General features: G+C 32.2%; 14 protein-coding genes and 1 pseudogene. All 15 read left to right on the forward strand.

The window, feature by feature from the left end:
- Window positions 1–30: 30 nt before the first annotated feature.
- The 15 genes and pseudogenes from MVE64_RS19395 to MVE64_RS19460 all read left to right on the forward strand — a co-directional run bounded on the left by MVE64_RS19395 (window position 31) and on the right by MVE64_RS19460 (window position 17,733).
- A pseudogene (locus MVE64_RS19395) lies at window positions 31–902 on the forward strand (ABC transporter permease).
- Window positions 903–917: 15 nt separating this feature from the next.
- The gene (locus MVE64_RS19400) at window positions 918–1,805 is read left to right on the forward strand and encodes a carbohydrate ABC transporter permease (RefSeq protein WP_247340409.1); all 888 of its coding nucleotides are present in this window, start codon (window positions 918–920) and stop codon (window positions 1,803–1,805) included.
- Between the two features lie 95 nt (window positions 1,806–1,900).
- Window positions 1,901–3,409 carry an ABC transporter substrate-binding protein gene (locus MVE64_RS19405; protein WP_247340411.1) on the forward strand — a complete coding sequence of 503 codons (1,509 nt, stop codon included), beginning with the start codon at window positions 1,901–1,903 and terminating at the stop codon, window positions 3,407–3,409.
- 228 nt (window positions 3,410–3,637) lie between these two features.
- The gene (locus MVE64_RS19410) at window positions 3,638–4,033 is read left to right on the forward strand and encodes a C-glycoside deglycosidase beta subunit domain-containing protein (RefSeq protein WP_247340422.1); all 396 of its coding nucleotides are present in this window, start codon (window positions 3,638–3,640) and stop codon (window positions 4,031–4,033) included.
- A 21-nt stretch (window positions 4,034–4,054) separates the two neighbouring features.
- Window positions 4,055–5,044 carry a sugar phosphate isomerase/epimerase family protein gene (locus MVE64_RS19415; protein WP_247340424.1) on the forward strand — a complete coding sequence of 330 codons (990 nt, stop codon included), beginning with the start codon at window positions 4,055–4,057 and terminating at the stop codon, window positions 5,042–5,044.
- A 123-nt stretch (window positions 5,045–5,167) separates the two neighbouring features.
- On the forward strand, window positions 5,168–7,678 hold the full coding sequence (locus tag MVE64_RS19420) for a GH39 family glycosyl hydrolase (RefSeq protein ID WP_247340426.1): 2,511 nt from the start codon (window positions 5,168–5,170) through the stop codon (window positions 7,676–7,678).
- 315 nt (window positions 7,679–7,993) lie between these two features.
- A complete protein-coding gene (locus MVE64_RS19425; protein WP_247340430.1) occupies window positions 7,994–9,103 on the forward strand; it encodes a Gfo/Idh/MocA family protein in 1,110 nt (369 codons plus the stop codon).
- Between the two features lie 39 nt (window positions 9,104–9,142).
- Window positions 9,143–9,610: a C-glycoside deglycosidase beta subunit domain-containing protein gene (locus tag MVE64_RS19430; protein ID WP_247340432.1), complete on the forward strand. Its 468-nt coding sequence runs from the start codon at window positions 9,143–9,145 to the stop codon at window positions 9,608–9,610.
- Window positions 9,603–10,571: a sugar phosphate isomerase/epimerase family protein gene (locus tag MVE64_RS19435; protein WP_247340434.1), complete on the forward strand. Its 969-nt coding sequence runs from the start codon at window positions 9,603–9,605 to the stop codon at window positions 10,569–10,571. Before MVE64_RS19430 ends, MVE64_RS19435 begins: the two co-directional genes overlap by 8 nt.
- A gap of 464 nt (window positions 10,572–11,035) precedes the next feature.
- Window positions 11,036–11,800 carry an MFS transporter gene (locus MVE64_RS27495; protein ID WP_281730393.1) on the forward strand — a complete coding sequence of 255 codons (765 nt, stop codon included), beginning with the start codon at window positions 11,036–11,038 and terminating at the stop codon, window positions 11,798–11,800.
- 28 nt (window positions 11,801–11,828) lie between these two features.
- Entirely contained in the window at window positions 11,829–12,449 is a 621-nt protein-coding gene (locus tag MVE64_RS27500) for an MFS transporter (RefSeq protein WP_281730394.1), read from the forward strand.
- A 392-nt stretch (window positions 12,450–12,841) separates the two neighbouring features.
- The gene (locus MVE64_RS19445; protein WP_247340436.1) at window positions 12,842–14,272 is read left to right on the forward strand and encodes an MDR family MFS transporter; all 1,431 of its coding nucleotides are present in this window, start codon (window positions 12,842–12,844) and stop codon (window positions 14,270–14,272) included.
- Window positions 14,273–14,489: 217 nt separating this feature from the next.
- Window positions 14,490–15,494 (forward strand): LacI family DNA-binding transcriptional regulator, encoded by a 1,005-nt coding sequence (locus MVE64_RS19450; protein ID WP_247340439.1) that lies wholly within the window; start codon window positions 14,490–14,492, stop codon window positions 15,492–15,494.
- A gap of 695 nt (window positions 15,495–16,189) precedes the next feature.
- Window positions 16,190–16,507 (forward strand): response regulator, encoded by a 318-nt coding sequence (locus tag MVE64_RS19455; RefSeq protein ID WP_247340441.1) that lies wholly within the window; start codon window positions 16,190–16,192, stop codon window positions 16,505–16,507.
- Between the two features lie 248 nt (window positions 16,508–16,755).
- Window positions 16,756–17,733, forward strand: a complete 978-nt coding sequence (locus MVE64_RS19460) for a helix-turn-helix transcriptional regulator (RefSeq protein ID WP_247340443.1) — start codon at window positions 16,756–16,758, stop codon at window positions 17,731–17,733.
- The last annotated feature ends 38 nt before the right edge of the window (window positions 17,734–17,771 follow it).

The raw sequence follows: 17,771 nt of genomic DNA on the forward strand, positions 1-17,771 counted from the left end.
AAACTTTTAAGATACACGCCACTTTTTCTAATGATGTTACCGGGATTAATTTATCTGCTTATCAATAACTATTTGCCTATGTTTGGAATGATTATTGCGTTCAAAGATATCAATTTTACAAAGGGCATACTCGGCAGTGATTGGGTTGGATTAAAGAACTTTGAATATCTATTTAAAACCTCTGATGCATGGATTATAACCAGAAATACTATTCTTTATAACGGTTCCTTTATTCTTATAAGCACAGTAGTAGCTCTATCGTTAGCGGTTTTATTAAATGAAATTAGAAGAGGCATATTTTCAAAATTCTATCAAAGTATAATTCTATTACCTAATTTAATGTCAATGGTTGTTATTAGTTATCTCGTTTTTTCTTTTTTAAGTATTGATACAGGTTTCTTCAATAAAACGATCCTACCAAATTTCGGGCTTGATCCAATATCTTGGTATAATGAGCCGGAATATTGGCCATTTATCCTTCCAATAGTTAGTACATGGAAAGAAGCTGGTTTTCTATGTGTGATTTTTTTTGCAGCAATTCTTGGAATAAATCAAGAATATTATGAAGCCGCAGAACTTGATGGTGCAAGTAAATGGCAACAAATTCTTCATATCACGATACCATCTATCATGCCCGTTATCATGATGATGACTTTGTTAAGAATTGGTAGAATCTTTTATTCGGATTTTGGGTATTATTCTTTCAGGTTCCAATGGATTCAGGAGCCATTTTAAACGCAACAAATGTTATTGATACGTATGTGTACCGTGCTTTGATTCAGCTAGGGGATATAGGGATGTCATCTGCAGCTGGGATATATCAATCAGTAGTAGGCTTTATCCTTGTTATCTTGGCAAATTATATTGTACGGAAAATCAATAAAGATAATGCCTTATTCTAGAAAGGAGCGAGTTCGATGGGGAGAAACAGAAAAATAATAAGTCTAGTACCTCATATCATTTTATTAACAATATCCCTTGCGTATGTTTGTCCTTTTCTATTGTTAATTATTTCATCTATAACAGATGAAAAATCGATTATTCAAAATGGATATAGCTTTTTCCCTGAGGATTTAAGTTCTATTGCGTACCAGTACCTATGGAATAATGCAGCTGAGATAACACATGCATATGGAAATACGATTCTTGTTACGGTGATAGGAACTGTTGTGGGGCTTTTTATGACCGCCTTACTTGCCTATCCTTTATCGCGTAAGGATTTACCATTTAGAACTCCACTTACTTTTATCGTCTTTTTCACGCTTTTGTTTAATGGAGGACTTGTACCTACATATTTGGTGTATACACAGTTAATAGACATTAAAAATACAATCTTGGCTCAAATTGTACCACTACTATTATTAAGCGGGTTTAATGTACTGTTAATGAGAACATTCTTCATATCATCCATTCCAGATTCCGTTATAGAATCAGCAAAAATAGATGGTGCAAGTGAAGTGCGCATTTTCTTTTCAATCGTTTTGCCCCTCTCTTTACCAATTTTAGCAACAATAGGTTTGTTTCAGGCAACTTCTTATTGGAATGATTGGTTCAATCAAATGGTTTATATTACAGACCCAGATTTGTTTACAATTCAGAATGTATTAAATCGTATTCTTACTGATACTCAATTTTTGTCTAGTACAAGTCTGGGAGCTAGTGCAAATGAAGCAAATGCTCAAATACCAGGAACAACAATTCGAATGGCTATAGCTGTAATCGGAATATTGCCAATGTTGCTAGCTTATCCATTTTTCCAAAAATATTTTGTTAAAGGGATAACTGTAGGAGCTGTTAAGGGGTAAGAGGCTATTAAAGGGGGTGAATCCATAGGTTTATTATTCTGAAAACTCAGTTTCTTTAGTGGTTTTTAATGATGAAATAATTGGGGGGAAATGTATTGAAAAAAATTATCAGTTTATTATCTATTGTAGTCTCATTATTTATCATCCTTTCAGCATGTAGTAACACAAGCTCATCAGATTCATCAGATAATAATGAGTCTAAGTCGAAAGAAACAGTTGAATTAAAGATGGCTTATATTTCGTTTGGTCCGGAACCAGCTGATCTTGAATTAGTTCAAGGAGAAATTAACAAGATAACCAAAGAAGAAATAAATGTTAAAGTTGATCTTGAGCCTATTAACGTTGGGCAATACGCACAACAAACAAATTTGATGCTATCAAGTGGTGAAAAGCTAGATTTATTGGTAACAGGTAATCTTTCAGGATTCTTAGATTACCCTGGACAAGTAGCCAAAGGTCAGCTTTATCCATTAAATGATTTATTAGATCAGCATGGTCAAGGAATTAAAGATGCACTTTCATCGGATTATCTATATACACCAACAATTGGTGAAGATACTTACGGAGTCCCACAAGTTCGTGATTTGGCAATGTTTAGAAATTTAATTATTCGAAAAGATTTAGTGGATAAATACAATATTGATTTAAATTCAATTAATACAGTTGAAGACTTAACAGATGTTTTTCGTGTGATTAAAGAAAACGAACCAGATATGTATTTAATGCCTAACGAATCAACATCTGCTTCTTTAGTAAACAGTATTGGATACATGAACGGGGACTTCTTAGCTGACACTATCGGAGTGTTACTAGATTCCTCTAAGTTAGAAATAAGCAATTACGTTGAATCTGAACAATATGAGAATGAAATAAATCTAGCGAGAAAATGGTATAAAGCGGGGTATATTTTACCAGATGTAGCAACAAATACTGAATCAGCACAAAACCTAATGAAATCGGGTAAAGTCTTTGCATTTTTTAAATCTGGAATACCATATATTGCTGAAAAAGAAAGTAGAGTTGTAGGTCATGAAGTTATAAGTGTACCGATTTCAGGTTCATTTACTGATACATCTACTGTAACGAAATTTATGTGGCTTATCCCACAATCAGCAGAATATCCAGAAAAATCAATGGAATTACTCAATCTGTTTTACTCGAATGCAGATATTATGAACCTCATTAGTTGGGGAATTGAAGGAAAGCACTATGTAAAAGTATCAGATAATGTCATTACGTACCCAGAAGGTGTAAATGCAGATAATATTGGCTATGCACCAAACGCAGGATGGCAATTCGGTAATCAGATGTTAACTTATGTATGGGAAGATACTCCTCCTGATATGTGGGAGAAAATGGTGGAGCTTAATGAATCAGCAGAGAAATCAGCAGCATTAGGATTCATATTCGATACATCACCTGTAAAAACAGAACTAGCAGCTGTAACTAACGTCATATCCCAATTTAAGGCATCAATTGAAAATGGTGTTGTGGATCCTGAAACTGAATTACCAAAGTATCAAGAAAAACTTAAGCAAGCAGGTATTGACAAAATTATTGAAGAGAAGCAAAAGCAATTAGATAAATGGGCAGAAACTAAGTAATACATTTAAAACTTAAAAAAATCAGCCTTACGCTATTTGATCTAGAGACGAAGCGAAAGTCTATCCTTAGAAGAAGCGATTTTAAAATCAGTTCTAGGTCTTATAGCGAGGCTTTTCATAGAAACATAGTAAACTTCAAAATAATCATGTAAATCTATTTCAGCTTCAGATAATTTATTAATCTTTACAATAAATAGTGTCACGTTGTTACATAAGGAGGAATAAACCATGTTTGAACAATATATGGTCTGTGAAGATGGATTTAAAAATGTAGAAGAAAACGGAGAATTAATTGGCTTTGAAGTTAAATTACGTATTCCTTATTATCGTGGAGTTTCATTATCATTAATTAATAGTATTGATTTAGAGGTCGATGGGATCTCATTTCCACAAGATGATATGTTGTTTAAGGTTGAAACTGGGAGTTTCCCATATAATGAATTATCGACTGTTATAAATAATCGCTGGGAATTCGGAGAAAAAGCAACATTATTTGTTAAGAAAAAAGGTGGATTAGATTCAGGAAGTCACAAAGTTCATGCTGTTGTTAATTTACGGATTTCCTACTTGCCATGGCCAAATATTGGAGACGATACGAAAACTATTACTCTAGTTGAAAATTGAACTATTGGAGGTATTGTAAAAATGAGAGAAAAATCAAAAATAAAACGAGGAGTTTCATTATATAGTTATCAAGAAGAGTTTTATACCGGAAAGTTAAATCTTGAACAATGTATTGCAGAGGTTGCAAAAACGGGGGCTAAAGGGATTGAATTATTACCAGAACAGATGCTTAAAGGATTCCCAAAAGTATCGGAAGAGTTTGTTGACCAATGGTTTGGATGGATGGACCAATATGGAGTGGAACCTGTTGCCTATGATGCATTTTTAGATAATAAATTGTTTCCTAATCGCTTACTTACTTTAGAAGAAAATGTAGATATGATGGTACGTGATTTAAAGCTTGCAAATAAATTAGGGTTTAAAGTGTTAAGAACATTAGTATCTACACCTCTCGAAGTTGTAAAAGCAAGTCTCCCTTATGCGGAAGAATATGGAGTGAAAATTGCTTTAGAAGTTCACGCACCATTTACATTTGGTACTCCTTGGTTTGAAGAGCGAATGGAGTATATTATTAGTAGTGGAACAAAATGGTTTGGGATTATGCCTGATTTAGGAATATTTGTAAAAAGGATTCCTCCTGTTATGGAACAAAGACATATTCGTGATGGTGGTACACCAGAGATCATTACATTTGTAAGTGAGAATTATGAGAATGGAGTCGATAAGGACGAGACTTTGGAAGTAGTCAAGAAAATGAAAAATGCAAATAAGGTCGATCTTGCTTATGCTGAATTGGCTAGGCACTTAATTTATACGGACCCTAAAATTCTAAAAGACTATATTCCATATATTATGCATGTACATGGTAAATACTACGATATTACGGATGACTATAAAGAACCTAGTATTCCATATAAAGATATCATTAATATTTTAGATGAAGCTGGATATGATGGATACATTGATAGTGAGTATGAAGGAAACCGTCACATACAAGATTTTATGGAAGTAGATAGTGTTAAGCAAGTTCAACGTCATCAAGAATTATTAAAAAGTTTATTAGATAATTAAAGTTGTTTTGTAAGGGAGCCTGTTATTTATGTCTACAGGTTCTAATTTTAATTTTTTTAGTAAAATAAATACGTTTTTAGAGGTGTTTTTATTCAAGATAACTTATTCGATGGAGGGGATAGAATGTTTAGTTCACAAACGGTCCAAACTTCAGTAGATTCAAAGCTAATAACTATTTCGGTCATGCACGGAAAGAGTGTCCTAGACCACGCCCATAAAGACATCGAATTAATTTATATCATAAAGGGCAATTTGCGAGTAAAAGTAAATAGTAAAACAATTACATTAAGTAAATTCGATTTTCTTTTACTTAACTCAAATGAGCTACATTCTTTTCAGTCTGACGAGGATAATTTATATGTTGTTATCCATTTTAACTATTATCAACTATGCTCTCTTTTTTTACAGGAAAATGTATTATTTGAATGTAATTCAATAGAAAACGAGACTTCATCAGACCAAGAATTTCGGAGAGTCATAGAGGAGCTACTGTCTGTTTACTTAAAACAGAGTGATTCTTCATTGGTTGAATTTTGGGAGAAGGCATTTAAATTAATTTCTGTTATCCACTTTAATTATCTAAAGTCCAGAAAACATCAAGAATTGAAACACTTTTCACCAGAGAGTGGAAATAATGAAAGATTATCTGAGATTCTTGAATATGTTGAGAATAACTTCCGGGAGCCATTATCTTTAGAGGAAGTGGCAAGCATTCAATTTATTACTGTACCTTATTTATCTAAATTTTTTAAAAAACAAACCGGGAAAACATTTTCACAATACTTAAATAAAGTACGTCTTGCACATGCTGTTAATGAGTTGATCAATACTAATAAAACGATTACTAGAATTGCATTAGATAATGGGTTTCCGAATTTAGCTGCGTTTAATAGAGTATTTAATGAAAAATATCAGGTGAAACCAGTCGAGTATAGAAAGCAAATGGTAGATTCGATAGAACAAGAAGAGAAGATTTCAAATGAGAATAGCAAACCTGAAAAAAATGAGGTATTAAAAGAATTACAGAATTATTTGGATACTCATTTACCGATTATCCAAGGCAATCATCAGCTACCGGTTGAGAAGGAAACGCACATTGTTAAACTCGCTAAACTTGATGCTTTCACAAAATATTGGAACAAGGTAATTAATATCGGTTATGCAACTGATCTATTAAATTCAGATATGCAAGAGCAAATCGCACTTTTACAGAATGAAATTGGATTTACATATGCTAGATTTTGGGGATTATTTAGTGATGATATGCATGTTGAAGATTATTCTAATGAGCATATTTCTTATAATTTTTCTAATATAAATAAATTACTGGATTTCCTAATAAAAAATAGGTTAAAACCATTTATTGAACTTGGCCCTAAACCAAAAATTGTGAATAAAACTCTTGATCAAACTCTTATTTTACAGACGAGTAGTGAAAAATCCCTTGAAGAATGGAAAAACATAATTCGAGCATTTTTATTACATTGTATTGAACGTTATGGTATTGAAGAGGTAGAAACATGGTACTTTGAGATATGGAGCAAGGATATTGATCCTATACGAGATGAAACAATTTCTGGGAATGAGATTAATAAAAGGCATGACCCTAGCCAATTTGAGGAGTATTTTAATGTATTCAGCTTTCTTAAAAAGATTACGAATGAAATTGTTCCTTTAGCGAAAGTTGGAGGATGTGGATTAACGATGGATTTAGAAAGTGATAAGTTAGATTTATTTCTTAATCAATGGAGACTGAGAGAGGTACAACCAGATTTCTTATCAATCTATTTATATCCAATTGAAATTGACACTGATAAGAATAGAATTCCGAAAAAAAATATGCTTTCTACAAATCCTAACTATATAAGGAATAAAATTAAACAGGTAAGAACCTCTTTAAAAAAATCTGGATTTGATTCACTTGAGTTAAATGTAACTGAGTGGAATATCTCAATATCTAACCGAGATTATCTTAATGATAGTTGCTTTAAAGCAGCCTATATAGTGAAAAATACCGTTGACAATTTGAAACACAACATCAATATGATGGGATATTGGATGTGTTCTGATATTTTTAGTGATTTTAGAGATTCTAAGAATCTACTACATGGTGGAGCTGGACTGATCACGAAAAGTGGAATAAAAAAAGCAAGCTACCATGCGTATGTATTAATGAAACAATTAGGAGAGATTTTAGTATCAAAAGGTGAAAATTATATTGTTACCAAGAAATCTGGAGATCGCTATCAAATCATATGCTTTAATTATAAACACTTTGACTACTCTTATTATTTAAATCCTGAAGGAAGTACAGAAATTAGTGAGCAGTACGATATTTTTGAGAATAATGATCCATTGAATCTATCTCTAGAAATACAAGGAATTACGAATGGGAGATATCGTATAAAAGAACACCGAATTAATCGTGATCAGGGCAGTGTTTTAGACGAATGGCTAAAATTTGGTTCAGTCTACGACATAAAACCCGATGAAGTCGAATACTTAAAGCAAAAATGTGTTCCTTATATGAAAGTAGATCATACATTAGTAGAAGAGAATTCAATTGTCCTAGAAGGTAAGCTTCAACCACATGAAGTAAGGTTATATGAACTTAATTTGTTATTTAGTGAATAATTATTAAAAAATACGGGAGGTTAAAAATTTTCAATAGTTTTTAATTTCTCTTTTTTGTATTTTTCTTCAAAGAATGTTCTTTTCTTTTTAATGGATTAGATATATAAATTGCCTTTGAAAAATTCCAGAGGTTAAAAATCATCTACTTTTTTTTGTTGTATATTTCTAATTGTTTTAAAATTCGGTAGAAAAAGAGCGAAAATTAAAGGCTTTTATGTTAAAAAATAAAAAGGAAAATTATGTGAGACAAGTTAGAATATTATTGTAAACGGAAACAATAAGTGATTTTTAAGGACATTAAAGGAGAGATATCATATGAGTAAACTTCGAATTGGAATTATAGGCTGTGGTGGTATTGCTAATCAAAAACATTTTCCAGCATTATCACAATTTAAAGATACATGTGAAATGGTTGCATTTTGTGATGTTGTGCTAGAGCGTGCACAAAAAGCAGCACAGGAGTTTGGTTCAAAGGATGCAAAAGTATATGAAGACTATAACGAGTTATTAAAAGACGAGTCGATTGATATTGTGCATGTACTAACACCTAACGTGATGCACAGCCCAATTACAGTAGCAGCATTTGAGGCGGGGAAACATGTTATGTGTGAAAAGCCAATGGCTCATAATACAGAAGCTGCCGAAAAAATGATGGACGCTTGGAAAAAATCAGGTAAGAAATTCACGATTGCGTATCAAAACCGTTTCAGAGAGGAAGTACAAGCTCTACATCAATCATGTGAAAAAGAAGAGCTAGGGGATATTTATTTCGCAAAGGCACATGCGGTACGTCGCCGTGCTGTCCCAACTTGGGGAGTATTTCCTGATAAATCTCAACAAGGTGGAGGTCCATTAATCGATATTGGTACTCATGCACTCGACATCACGTTATGGATGATGAACAATTACAAACCTGTATCCGTATCAGGATCTGTCTTTCATAAGCTAGGTCATTTACCAGAGGCAACAGAAGGGAACTTATTCGGAACATGGGATCCAGAAACGTTTGAAGTTGAGGATTCAGCATTTGGATATATCAAAATGGAAAACGGGGCAACGATTTTCCTAGAATCTTCCTGGGGCTTTAATGTATTAAATGCAAAAGAAGCTGCGACAACTCTTTGTGGTACAAAAGGCGGAGCGGAAATTATTTCAGGAATGGGCTTTAAGGACAAGGAATTGGTTTATAACAACACCCATAATGGCATGTTAGTTGAACAAAGAAAATCCCCAGTTGGAAACATTGCTTATTTTGAAGGTGGAGCAAATTCACCAGAAGCGTTAGAAGCTAAACAATGGTTAGAAGCTGTTCGAGAAGATAAAGAGCCACTAGTAAAACCAGAGGAAGCGTTTATCGTAACAAAAATATTAGATGCGATCTATCAATCAGCTGAAACTGGTAAGGAGATTGTTTTTGATAAATAAGGTGAAAAAATATGTAGTTTCTAAATAGGAGGAGAAAAAATGACATTTGTAATGAAATTGCCTTTTGTTGATACAGTCTGTGATGACAGCCTTGTTAACACGTACGTAAATGAGAAAAAGATTGGTTATGAGTTTCAAATTAGATTGAGTTATTATCGAGGTCACTATTTATCATGTATTGAGGAACTAACAATAAAAGTTGACGATAAACAAGTTGATCTTAATGATTTGAATTTTTGTTTGAATGGAAAAGAATTTACAATGGGGCAAATACCATATTTAATATCCGAGTTTTGGAATGTTAATGAGCCTGCAACAATTAAAGTATATCAACCAGGAGGATTAGACGAGGGTGAACATACAATTGATGTAACGCTTTTATTACGTAATGCATACATGCATGTACCAGGGAATACGAAGAATCACAATTATGCCGTACTAGATTCGTGTGGAAGTAAAACGTTACCTGTAAGAAAGGAAAGAAAGGAGATAAAAGTAAATGAGTAATATTAAACTAGGAGTTTCATTATTTAGTTTTTCAACAGATTTTGTAAAAGGTAATCTTTCATTAGAAGATTGTGTTCGTTCAGCAGCTGAAATTGGTGCAGAAGGATTTGAGCTTGTAGGGGCAACAATGTTACCATCTTATCCTTATGCAAGTGACAAAGTAGTCAAAGAATTTAAAGCAATGACAGATCATTATGGAATTAAATTTGTTTCCTACGGTGCAAGCTCTGATCGTGGAGTTATAACAGGGAGAGATTTAACAGACGATGAGTTAATTCAATCGGCTATTCTTGATATAAAAACTGCTAATAAATTAGGTTGTGAAATGATGAGAGCACAACCTTCCCTATCACCTGCTGCCATTGAGAAGTTAGCTACTTATGCTGAGAATTATGGAGTGAAGGTGGGAGTAGAAATTCACAATCCTCAAATTCCATCATCACCAAGGGTCCAGGAATATGTGGAAGTTTTTGAAAAATTAGGATCTGATTACATTGGATTAGTTCCTGATTTTGGATGCTTTGCAACAAAACCGAACAAAGTGTATTGGGATGAAGCATTAGAAAAAGGAGCACCCCTTGAATTATTAGAAATGGCTGCTAATTTACGTTATGATGGTGTATCAAGAGATGAAGCAAGAGAACGCTTACTAGATGCTGGTGCGAATGATGCAGTGATGGGAGCATTTCAGGGAATGTATGGATTTGTGCAATTCACCCGCAACCCTGACTTGGAAGGGTTGAAGAATATTATGCCTCATGTGATGTATTTCCATGGGAAATTTCATTATATGTATGAACATCTTGAAGAAGCTAGTATTCCATATGGTGATATTTTACCAGTTATTAAAAACTCAAACTTTAAAGGTTATATCATGTCAGAGTATGAAGCTTCTGATCATGCAGTAGAAATGACAAAACGACACTTGCAAATGGAACGAAAAATACTTGATAATTGTTAATTTATGTGCTTTTAGAGTTAGTAACGGTAAAGCAATAATATTGACTCTAGCAGAATGATAATAAATTAATTTTTATAATAAAGAAACCCCCAAAAGCTAGCTTCAAAGTTAGTTTGGGGGTTTTTATTTACATTAGTATAAATAATAGTTACATTTAATTTAATAAAATGCCCAAAAAAGAGTAGTGAAATATAGTTATTAAGTCGTTATATTATTGCTGAAATTGAAAATAGAAGATCAATAAGAACAATGTTTTAATGCAAAAGTCATATGTAAATTATTAACCTCATTTTTTAAAAAAGAATGTAATCAGATTAAATATAAGTTGTTACTAGTGTAAATAATACATATCTAGTGAGATTAAATGTTAATAAAATAGAATTAAGAAAGCGCTTTAATATTGACATTAGGGAGGGATAGTAACATATTAGTCTGTTTTAAAAACATTCAAGGAGGTTGGTTACATGAGTAAAAACTTAAGTAGTAATGTGGCTACGCAAGATCTAAATCATCAAACCATAATAGTCCATAAAAAGGGAAAATTATCGTTCTCTACTAAGCTTAGTTACGGTTTTGGTGATTTTGCAAGTCAGTTATTGTGGAGCTTCAGCGGTTCCTACCTTACGATTTTTTATACGGATGTAGTTGGTATAACACCAGCACTGGTAGCATTAATTATGTTAATTGCCCGAATCTGGGATGGTATTAATGACCCTATGCTTGGTTTTTTAGCAGATCGTACAAAATCGAAACATGGAAGGTTTAGACCTTATATACTATATGGTACACCATTTCTAGCTTTGTTTAGTGTACTAGCATTTACTGCCCCTGGATTTGGTGGGAATATGGAAGCTAAGGTTGCCTGGTTTATGTTTACTTATATTGGACTAGGTATGTTATACACAATTGTTAATTTACCTTATGGATCTTTAGCTGCAGTAATGTCAAAGGATTCTGGAGAACGAACTGCACTAAGTTCATTTAGAATGTTATTTACAAATCTAGGTAGTGTTCTTCTTAGTGTCATATCTATGCCTTTAATTTTGTTATTTAGTTCAGGAACAGGAGATCAAATTACAGCTAGAGGGTATACAATGACAGCGATAGTACTAGCTGTTATTGCTATTCCACTTTTTTACTTAGTATTCTTCAAGTGTAAAGAGGTTGTACAACCTATTCATAATAAGAAAATATCCATAAAAGAGTCATTTAGGTACTGTTTTAACTAGTAGATCTCTAACTTGTATTTTCTTTATATTGCTAATTTCTCTAACAGCTTTTTTTGGAAGAATGGGAGTTCAAATCTATTACTATATGTATGTAATAAAAAGAATGGATTTAATAGCAGTTTTCATGCCTTTGCCGGCTATTGGTGCAGCTATTGGGATTATGCTTTTCACTAGATTTGCTAAAAACTTTGGGAAAAAGAATATGTTGTACGTGTCTTATACTTTAGCAGCACTTTCACTTATCTTTCTATACTTTGTAGATTATAATAATATTCCATTGTTAATAATTAGTACTTTTATTTTTGGTTTAACACAGTTTGGTATACCAATTGTTATGGCAATGATACCTGATGCTATAGATGAGATGGAAGATAAGAATGATGTACGGGTTGATGGTACCGCTTACGCTGCAACAAGTCTATCTACTAAATTTGCCAGTGCAATAGGTGGAGCAGGAACAGTTGCATTATTGGGAGTATTTGGATATGTAGCTAATGCTGAACAAACAGCTGAAGCCATGAATGGTATAAATATTGTAGTTAACATTGCACCTGCGATCTTATTCCTTCTTGCAATTATCCCTACAAAATTGTATGGATTAACTGAAGAAAAAGCTGCAGAAATTAGACAAAGATTAGATGAAAAGTAAACGATTGATGAATAAAGGAATAAATTAATTAAGTAATCTTAATAATGTAAGGGTTACCATATTAAACACGCAAACTCATATCCTTCGGCTATACAACCAAGAAGGATATGGAGTTGCGTGTTTTTATTTTAAAATGATCCACTCATTCTTGAAAAAAATCCCAAACAGAAGGCGTTACATACTAATTAGGTGAAGGGGGTTAAAAAACACATATAAATTATTGTTCTACGTGGAAAGAGATACGTTATCGTAAAGGATAAAAATTTAATACATTTAGTAAAAAGAAAAGAAAGCTATTTAAAAGGTTAAAATTTAAAATAAAATAGAAGCAACATTAACTTGATAATGAAGAGAATTTGAGAAGCTTTAATAAGAAGAAGAGAGGTTAATAAATGAATCAATCTATACAAACAGGTAAATATAACAGAAAAATATTAATTACTTTGCTACTAGTAGGTACCTTTATTGCAGTATTGAATCAAACAATTTTAATAACGGCGTTACCGCAAATTATGGTTGATTTTAAAATCGATGCAAATAAGGCGCAGTGGTTAATTACATCGTTTATGTTAACAAATGGTATCATTGTTCCTATTTCAGCTTTTTTAATAGCAAGGTTTACAACTAAGCAGTTATTTTTTACTGCAGTTGCCACTTTTTTAATAGGAACTCTTCTTGGAGGGATTTCTTTAAATTTTACAATGCTACTTATTGCTCGTTTTATTCAGGCAGTAGGTGCTGGAATCATGATGCCTTTAGTTTCTAATATCATATTACTGATAACACCTAAAGAAAACCGTGGAAGTGCAATGGGGTTAGTTGTTTTAGTTATTTGCTTTGCACCTGCGATAGGACCTGCCATTGCTGGTGGAATTGTTGATGTTTTATCATGGAGATACCTATTTTATGGAACATTTCCACTAACACTTATTGTTTTTATTTGTGCTATTTTTACGTTGGAAAATGTGACTGAAACAAATAAAAATGAAAAAATAGATGTTATATCAATTATATTGTCTGCGGTTGCTTTCACAGGAATTCTATATGGACTAAGTCTTGCTGGATCATTAGGTTGGGGAAGCGTTAAAACGATTGGATGGGTTATTGCAGGTGTTGTAGCATTATGGGTGTTAGTAGTAAAACAATTAAAATTATCCCAGCCAATGATTGAATTTAGAGTATTTAAATACAATACGTTTACTGTCTCCGCAATATTAGTTTCAATTGCTTTCGGAACATTGTTTGGTACTGAGACAATTATTCCTTTATATACTCAAAATGTAGAAGGAGTTTCAGCACTTACTTCTGGTTTAATTCTCCTTCCCGGGGCAGCATTAATGGGAATAATGTCACCATTTGTAGGGCGTATAACGGATAAAATTGGTGTTAAGTATCTCGTGGTACTAGGTTTTATTGTCATCACAGTTTCGACGATACCTTTAGCTATAATTGGTATAGAAAAATCTATTACATTTATTGTTATTTTTTATACATTAAGAATGATCGGAACGGGCTTGTTAATGGCGCCTATCCAAACAGGTGCTATGAATGCTATACCTCAGTATTTATTTAGACATGGTGTTGCAGTTTATAGCACATTGACTTCAATTGCGGGTTCAGTTGGAATATCAATAATCGTCAGTTTATATACAAGTATATCTAACAATGGAGATCTTAATACTCTAGAATCAGAAAAATATGCAATGGGAATTACGTTTATGGTTATTACAATCATAAGTGGGGTCGGTTTATTATTGGCACTTAAACTGAAAAAAGAAAAAACACAAGAAAAAATAGAAGATAACGTTGAAATGAGTTCTTAATCTTTTGTTGTACTGATTTATCACTGTTTAATCATGTAGTTTACTTTTAGTATTAGAAACAAGTATTTTATTCAGAAGTATGTTTAAAATACTTGTTTTTATTTTGGTTATGTAAACACTTTCTATAGATACAAAAGTAAAATTGAAGGGAACATATAGATATGGTACTATTATTGCAAAACTGTAAGAATACTTGTTTTCAGAAAAAGGTGATGTAGTGGTTACAGTAGTAGATGTAGCAAAAAAAGCGGGTGTATCTGTTGCGACAGTTTCCCGTGTGTTGAACAGTAATTATATGGTAACAAAAGAAAAAAGAGAAAAAGTATTAAAAGCAATTCAAGAGTTAGGATATGTCCCAAAAACAACTATAAGAAATGAACAAAATAATGAAAAAAAAGTCATTGTTGTAGTGGCAGCAGTCATTATTCATGAAGTAATTGCTGGAATACAAGATTTAGGTGAACAACTTGGATATGAAGTGATTATCAGCTATCATGCAAGTCAAACTCAGCATTTACATTCTTGGAGTTTCTTACCAAAAGAGCAATTAGGTGGAGTCATTATCTTGACAATGTTTTTTAATACCCAGGAATTAATAGAATTAAGTGAGACTGTTCCACTTGTACAATGTACTCAGTATACATCTATTCCAAATACATATGCAGTGACTGTAGATGATGAGGTAGCTGCTTATCGTGCAGTAAATCACTTGGTTGAAACGGGAAAAAAGAATATTGCATTTATTGGCCTTGGTGTAGAGGATGGCGATGGTAACTTTTCACTTAACTTCTCAAGAGACCGTTATATAGGATACCGTAGAGCACTGGAGGAGAATCAGGTCACCTATAATTCTAACTTAGTTAAGCACGGCGACTATAGTTATGAAACTGGAGTACATCTTGCAAATGAGTTATTAAAATCTGGTGCTCCAATCGATGGAGTCTTTTGTGTAACAGACAATTTAGCTGTTGCTTGTATTAATACATTTCAAGAGGCTGGATACCGAATTCCAGAGGATATTGGAATATGTGGCTTTGATAATCAAGAAATTTCCGAAATGACTAATCCAAAGTTAACGACAATAGATCAGCCATTTTATGAGATTGGTTATGAATCTATGAGAATGCTTGAATCAATGATTAAAGGGGAAATTTCTACTGGAAGAAGAATATTAATTGATCATAAGTTAATTAAACGTGGGTCAACAGTTAATGAGAAATAGTTTTTAAGTAGTGTTTGTCATTATTTATTTAAAAGAATATAAGATTAACGCTTAATTATAAATTTTCAACTTACCGGAAGGCTTACAATGAATTGTAGGTCTTTTAACTATTTTTGTTTGCGAAATAAAAAGATTGAGTCAGAATGATTTGATGAAATCTTGTCCCCCAATGGAAAAAAGTACTTAACAATAAGCGTGGCAAAAGAAGATGACATTCTTATTTGAAAAAATTAAAAATTGGTATGATTTATCTTAAAAAACTAAACGTTCTTAAATTAAACCTTCCATATAATTAAGATAAATACCCAACTTAGATGGTCATTACTTTATTAATTGCTATTTTTTATTCCTTCAATATTTTTAATAATAGAGGATCTTATTCTATATAGAGGGTAGAGAGAAAATACTCCCCTTTATAAAAAGAAACTAGGAATAAATCATTTTTGGAAATAGGGGGATGTGCGAAATGAATATTGTGTCAAATTTACTGTTTTTATTGCTATATGCTCAGAACATATCACAAGAGGACGTTTACGATTATTTAACGGGGTATGCAAAACCGATTAATAAAGGTTATTTATGAAAGCGCTTTAAAACCTGAGGTGGTTATCACCAGGATTATCTTTCTATTTACATTTTTGGACTTAATAAATTATTAAAACTTAAGACCTATAATGACAAGGAGGAAGGATTCGGTGAAGATACTTTTAGTTGATGATGAGCCATTTTTTATAGAAGAATTAAAATTAACTATCGAACATTTTTTCGCAAAATTCGAAGTATTTCCTTATGAGATTAATTATGTATTTAGCGCTGAAGATGCGTTAGATATTATTCCTAAAAAGAAACCAGATTGTATATTTACTGATATCAATATGCCAAGTATGAACGGGGTCCAATTATCAAAAAAATTCAATCCCATTGGCCATTTATTAAAATTATCATTGTTAGCGGCTTTCCTTCTTTTGATTCAGCAAAAAAAGCAATACAAGCTGGTGTTGTTGATTTCTTAACCAAACCAGTTTTTGAAGAAGAGGTTGATCATATTCTATCTCAGATTGTTAAAAACAATGCGCTTCAGGAGCATGATGAAATTCAAAGAAAGCTAAATTATATCATACACATACCTAAAGTAAATTTTGATTCAGAGATGGTTAAGCAACTGAATAATCGATTTAATTGCTTCTTTGCAATTTACGTGAAAAGCTTTGAGGGGGCGTATCCCTTTGATTTTCCTTTTCCTCTACCATCTGAATCACTAGTGGCAAAAAAGCTAAAAGCTTTATTAGATAATAGGGAAGAAGTGTGGGTTCTGAATGATAATGCCTTAGGGGATATTCTTATTATAGGATTAACTAATACAAATAAGGATAAAATGAAATTCATATTATCAGATACTTTTCATTATTTTTCAGAGAGTTCTATTGTATCATTTGCCTACGAGAAGACATATGAAACAATAGAAGCATTAATTGATTCTTTGCCTATTATTCGTGAAGGATTATATACACATTTAAAAGTTGGGAAATCACAATTAATAGATGTTTATGCAGGAGTACAAGAAAATGATCAAAATACTAAATATTTTTTAGAAGTAATAAATAACAAGCTAAGAATATTAATCTACAAACGAAAATGGAATCTTTTAAAAGATGAAATTCAAAGTATATTTTCATTCTGGAAAAAAGGAGAAATATCTTGTGTAGCATTAGAGCAGAACTTAAAAACAGTTTTAAGGATTGTAGGTGAGTATGCTCAGTCTATCAATTCAATTGAAATTTCATCAATCGAAAAAAAGTTACAAGAAATTATATATTTAGCAGACTCTTACGATGAAATACAAGATGTATTTTTAAGTATCCTATCAGAGTGTAAATATAACAATGAATCAGAACAAATTGGCAAAAGCTCAAAACAAATATTTAACGATATAAAAATATATCTAGAAAGAAATTTATATAAACCTATTACATTAACAAAATTAACGGATACTTTTAATATTTCAAAGACACAACTATGTAGTCTATTTCGTGAAAATATGAATCAATCTTTTGTTGAGTATTTTACTTTGTTGAGAATGAATAAAGCTAAAGCTTTAATAACAGAATATCCAGATTTGCTATTAAAAGAGGTAGCAGAAATGGTCGGTTATCCAGATCACTTTTACTTTAGTAAGATCTTTAAACATCATGTAGGTGTTCCCCCAAGTACTTATAAAGAGACGACCTTATATCAATAAATTTATCTTATTGTTATGTAGATAGGGGTGCCTTGTTA

This window comes from Metabacillus endolithicus, from assembly GCF_023078335.1.
GTDB lineage: Bacteria > Bacillota > Bacilli > Bacillales > Bacillaceae > Metabacillus > Metabacillus endolithicus.

What these genes read in the sequence shown, in the direction of transcription:
- MVE64_RS19400 (WP_247340409.1), top strand. Translation starts at nt 918, where the DNA reads ATGGGGAGAAACAGAAAAATAATAAGTCTAGTACCTCATATCATTTTA.
- MVE64_RS19435 (WP_247340434.1), top strand. Translation starts at nt 9,603, where the DNA reads ATGAGTAATATTAAACTAGGAGTTTCATTATTTAGTTTTTCAACAGAT.
- MVE64_RS19425 (WP_247340430.1), top strand. Translation starts at nt 7,994, where the DNA reads ATGAGTAAACTTCGAATTGGAATTATAGGCTGTGGTGGTATTGCTAAT.
- MVE64_RS19420 (WP_247340426.1), top strand. Translation starts at nt 5,168, where the DNA reads ATGTTTAGTTCACAAACGGTCCAAACTTCAGTAGATTCAAAGCTAATA.
- MVE64_RS19415 (WP_247340424.1), top strand. Translation starts at nt 4,055, where the DNA reads ATGAGAGAAAAATCAAAAATAAAACGAGGAGTTTCATTATATAGTTAT.
- MVE64_RS27495 (WP_281730393.1), top strand. Translation starts at nt 11,036, where the DNA reads ATGAGTAAAAACTTAAGTAGTAATGTGGCTACGCAAGATCTAAATCAT.
- MVE64_RS19445 (WP_247340436.1), top strand. Translation starts at nt 12,842, where the DNA reads ATGAATCAATCTATACAAACAGGTAAATATAACAGAAAAATATTAATT.
- MVE64_RS19410 (WP_247340422.1), top strand. Translation starts at nt 3,638, where the DNA reads ATGTTTGAACAATATATGGTCTGTGAAGATGGATTTAAAAATGTAGAA.
- MVE64_RS19430 (WP_247340432.1), top strand. Translation starts at nt 9,143, where the DNA reads ATGACATTTGTAATGAAATTGCCTTTTGTTGATACAGTCTGTGATGAC.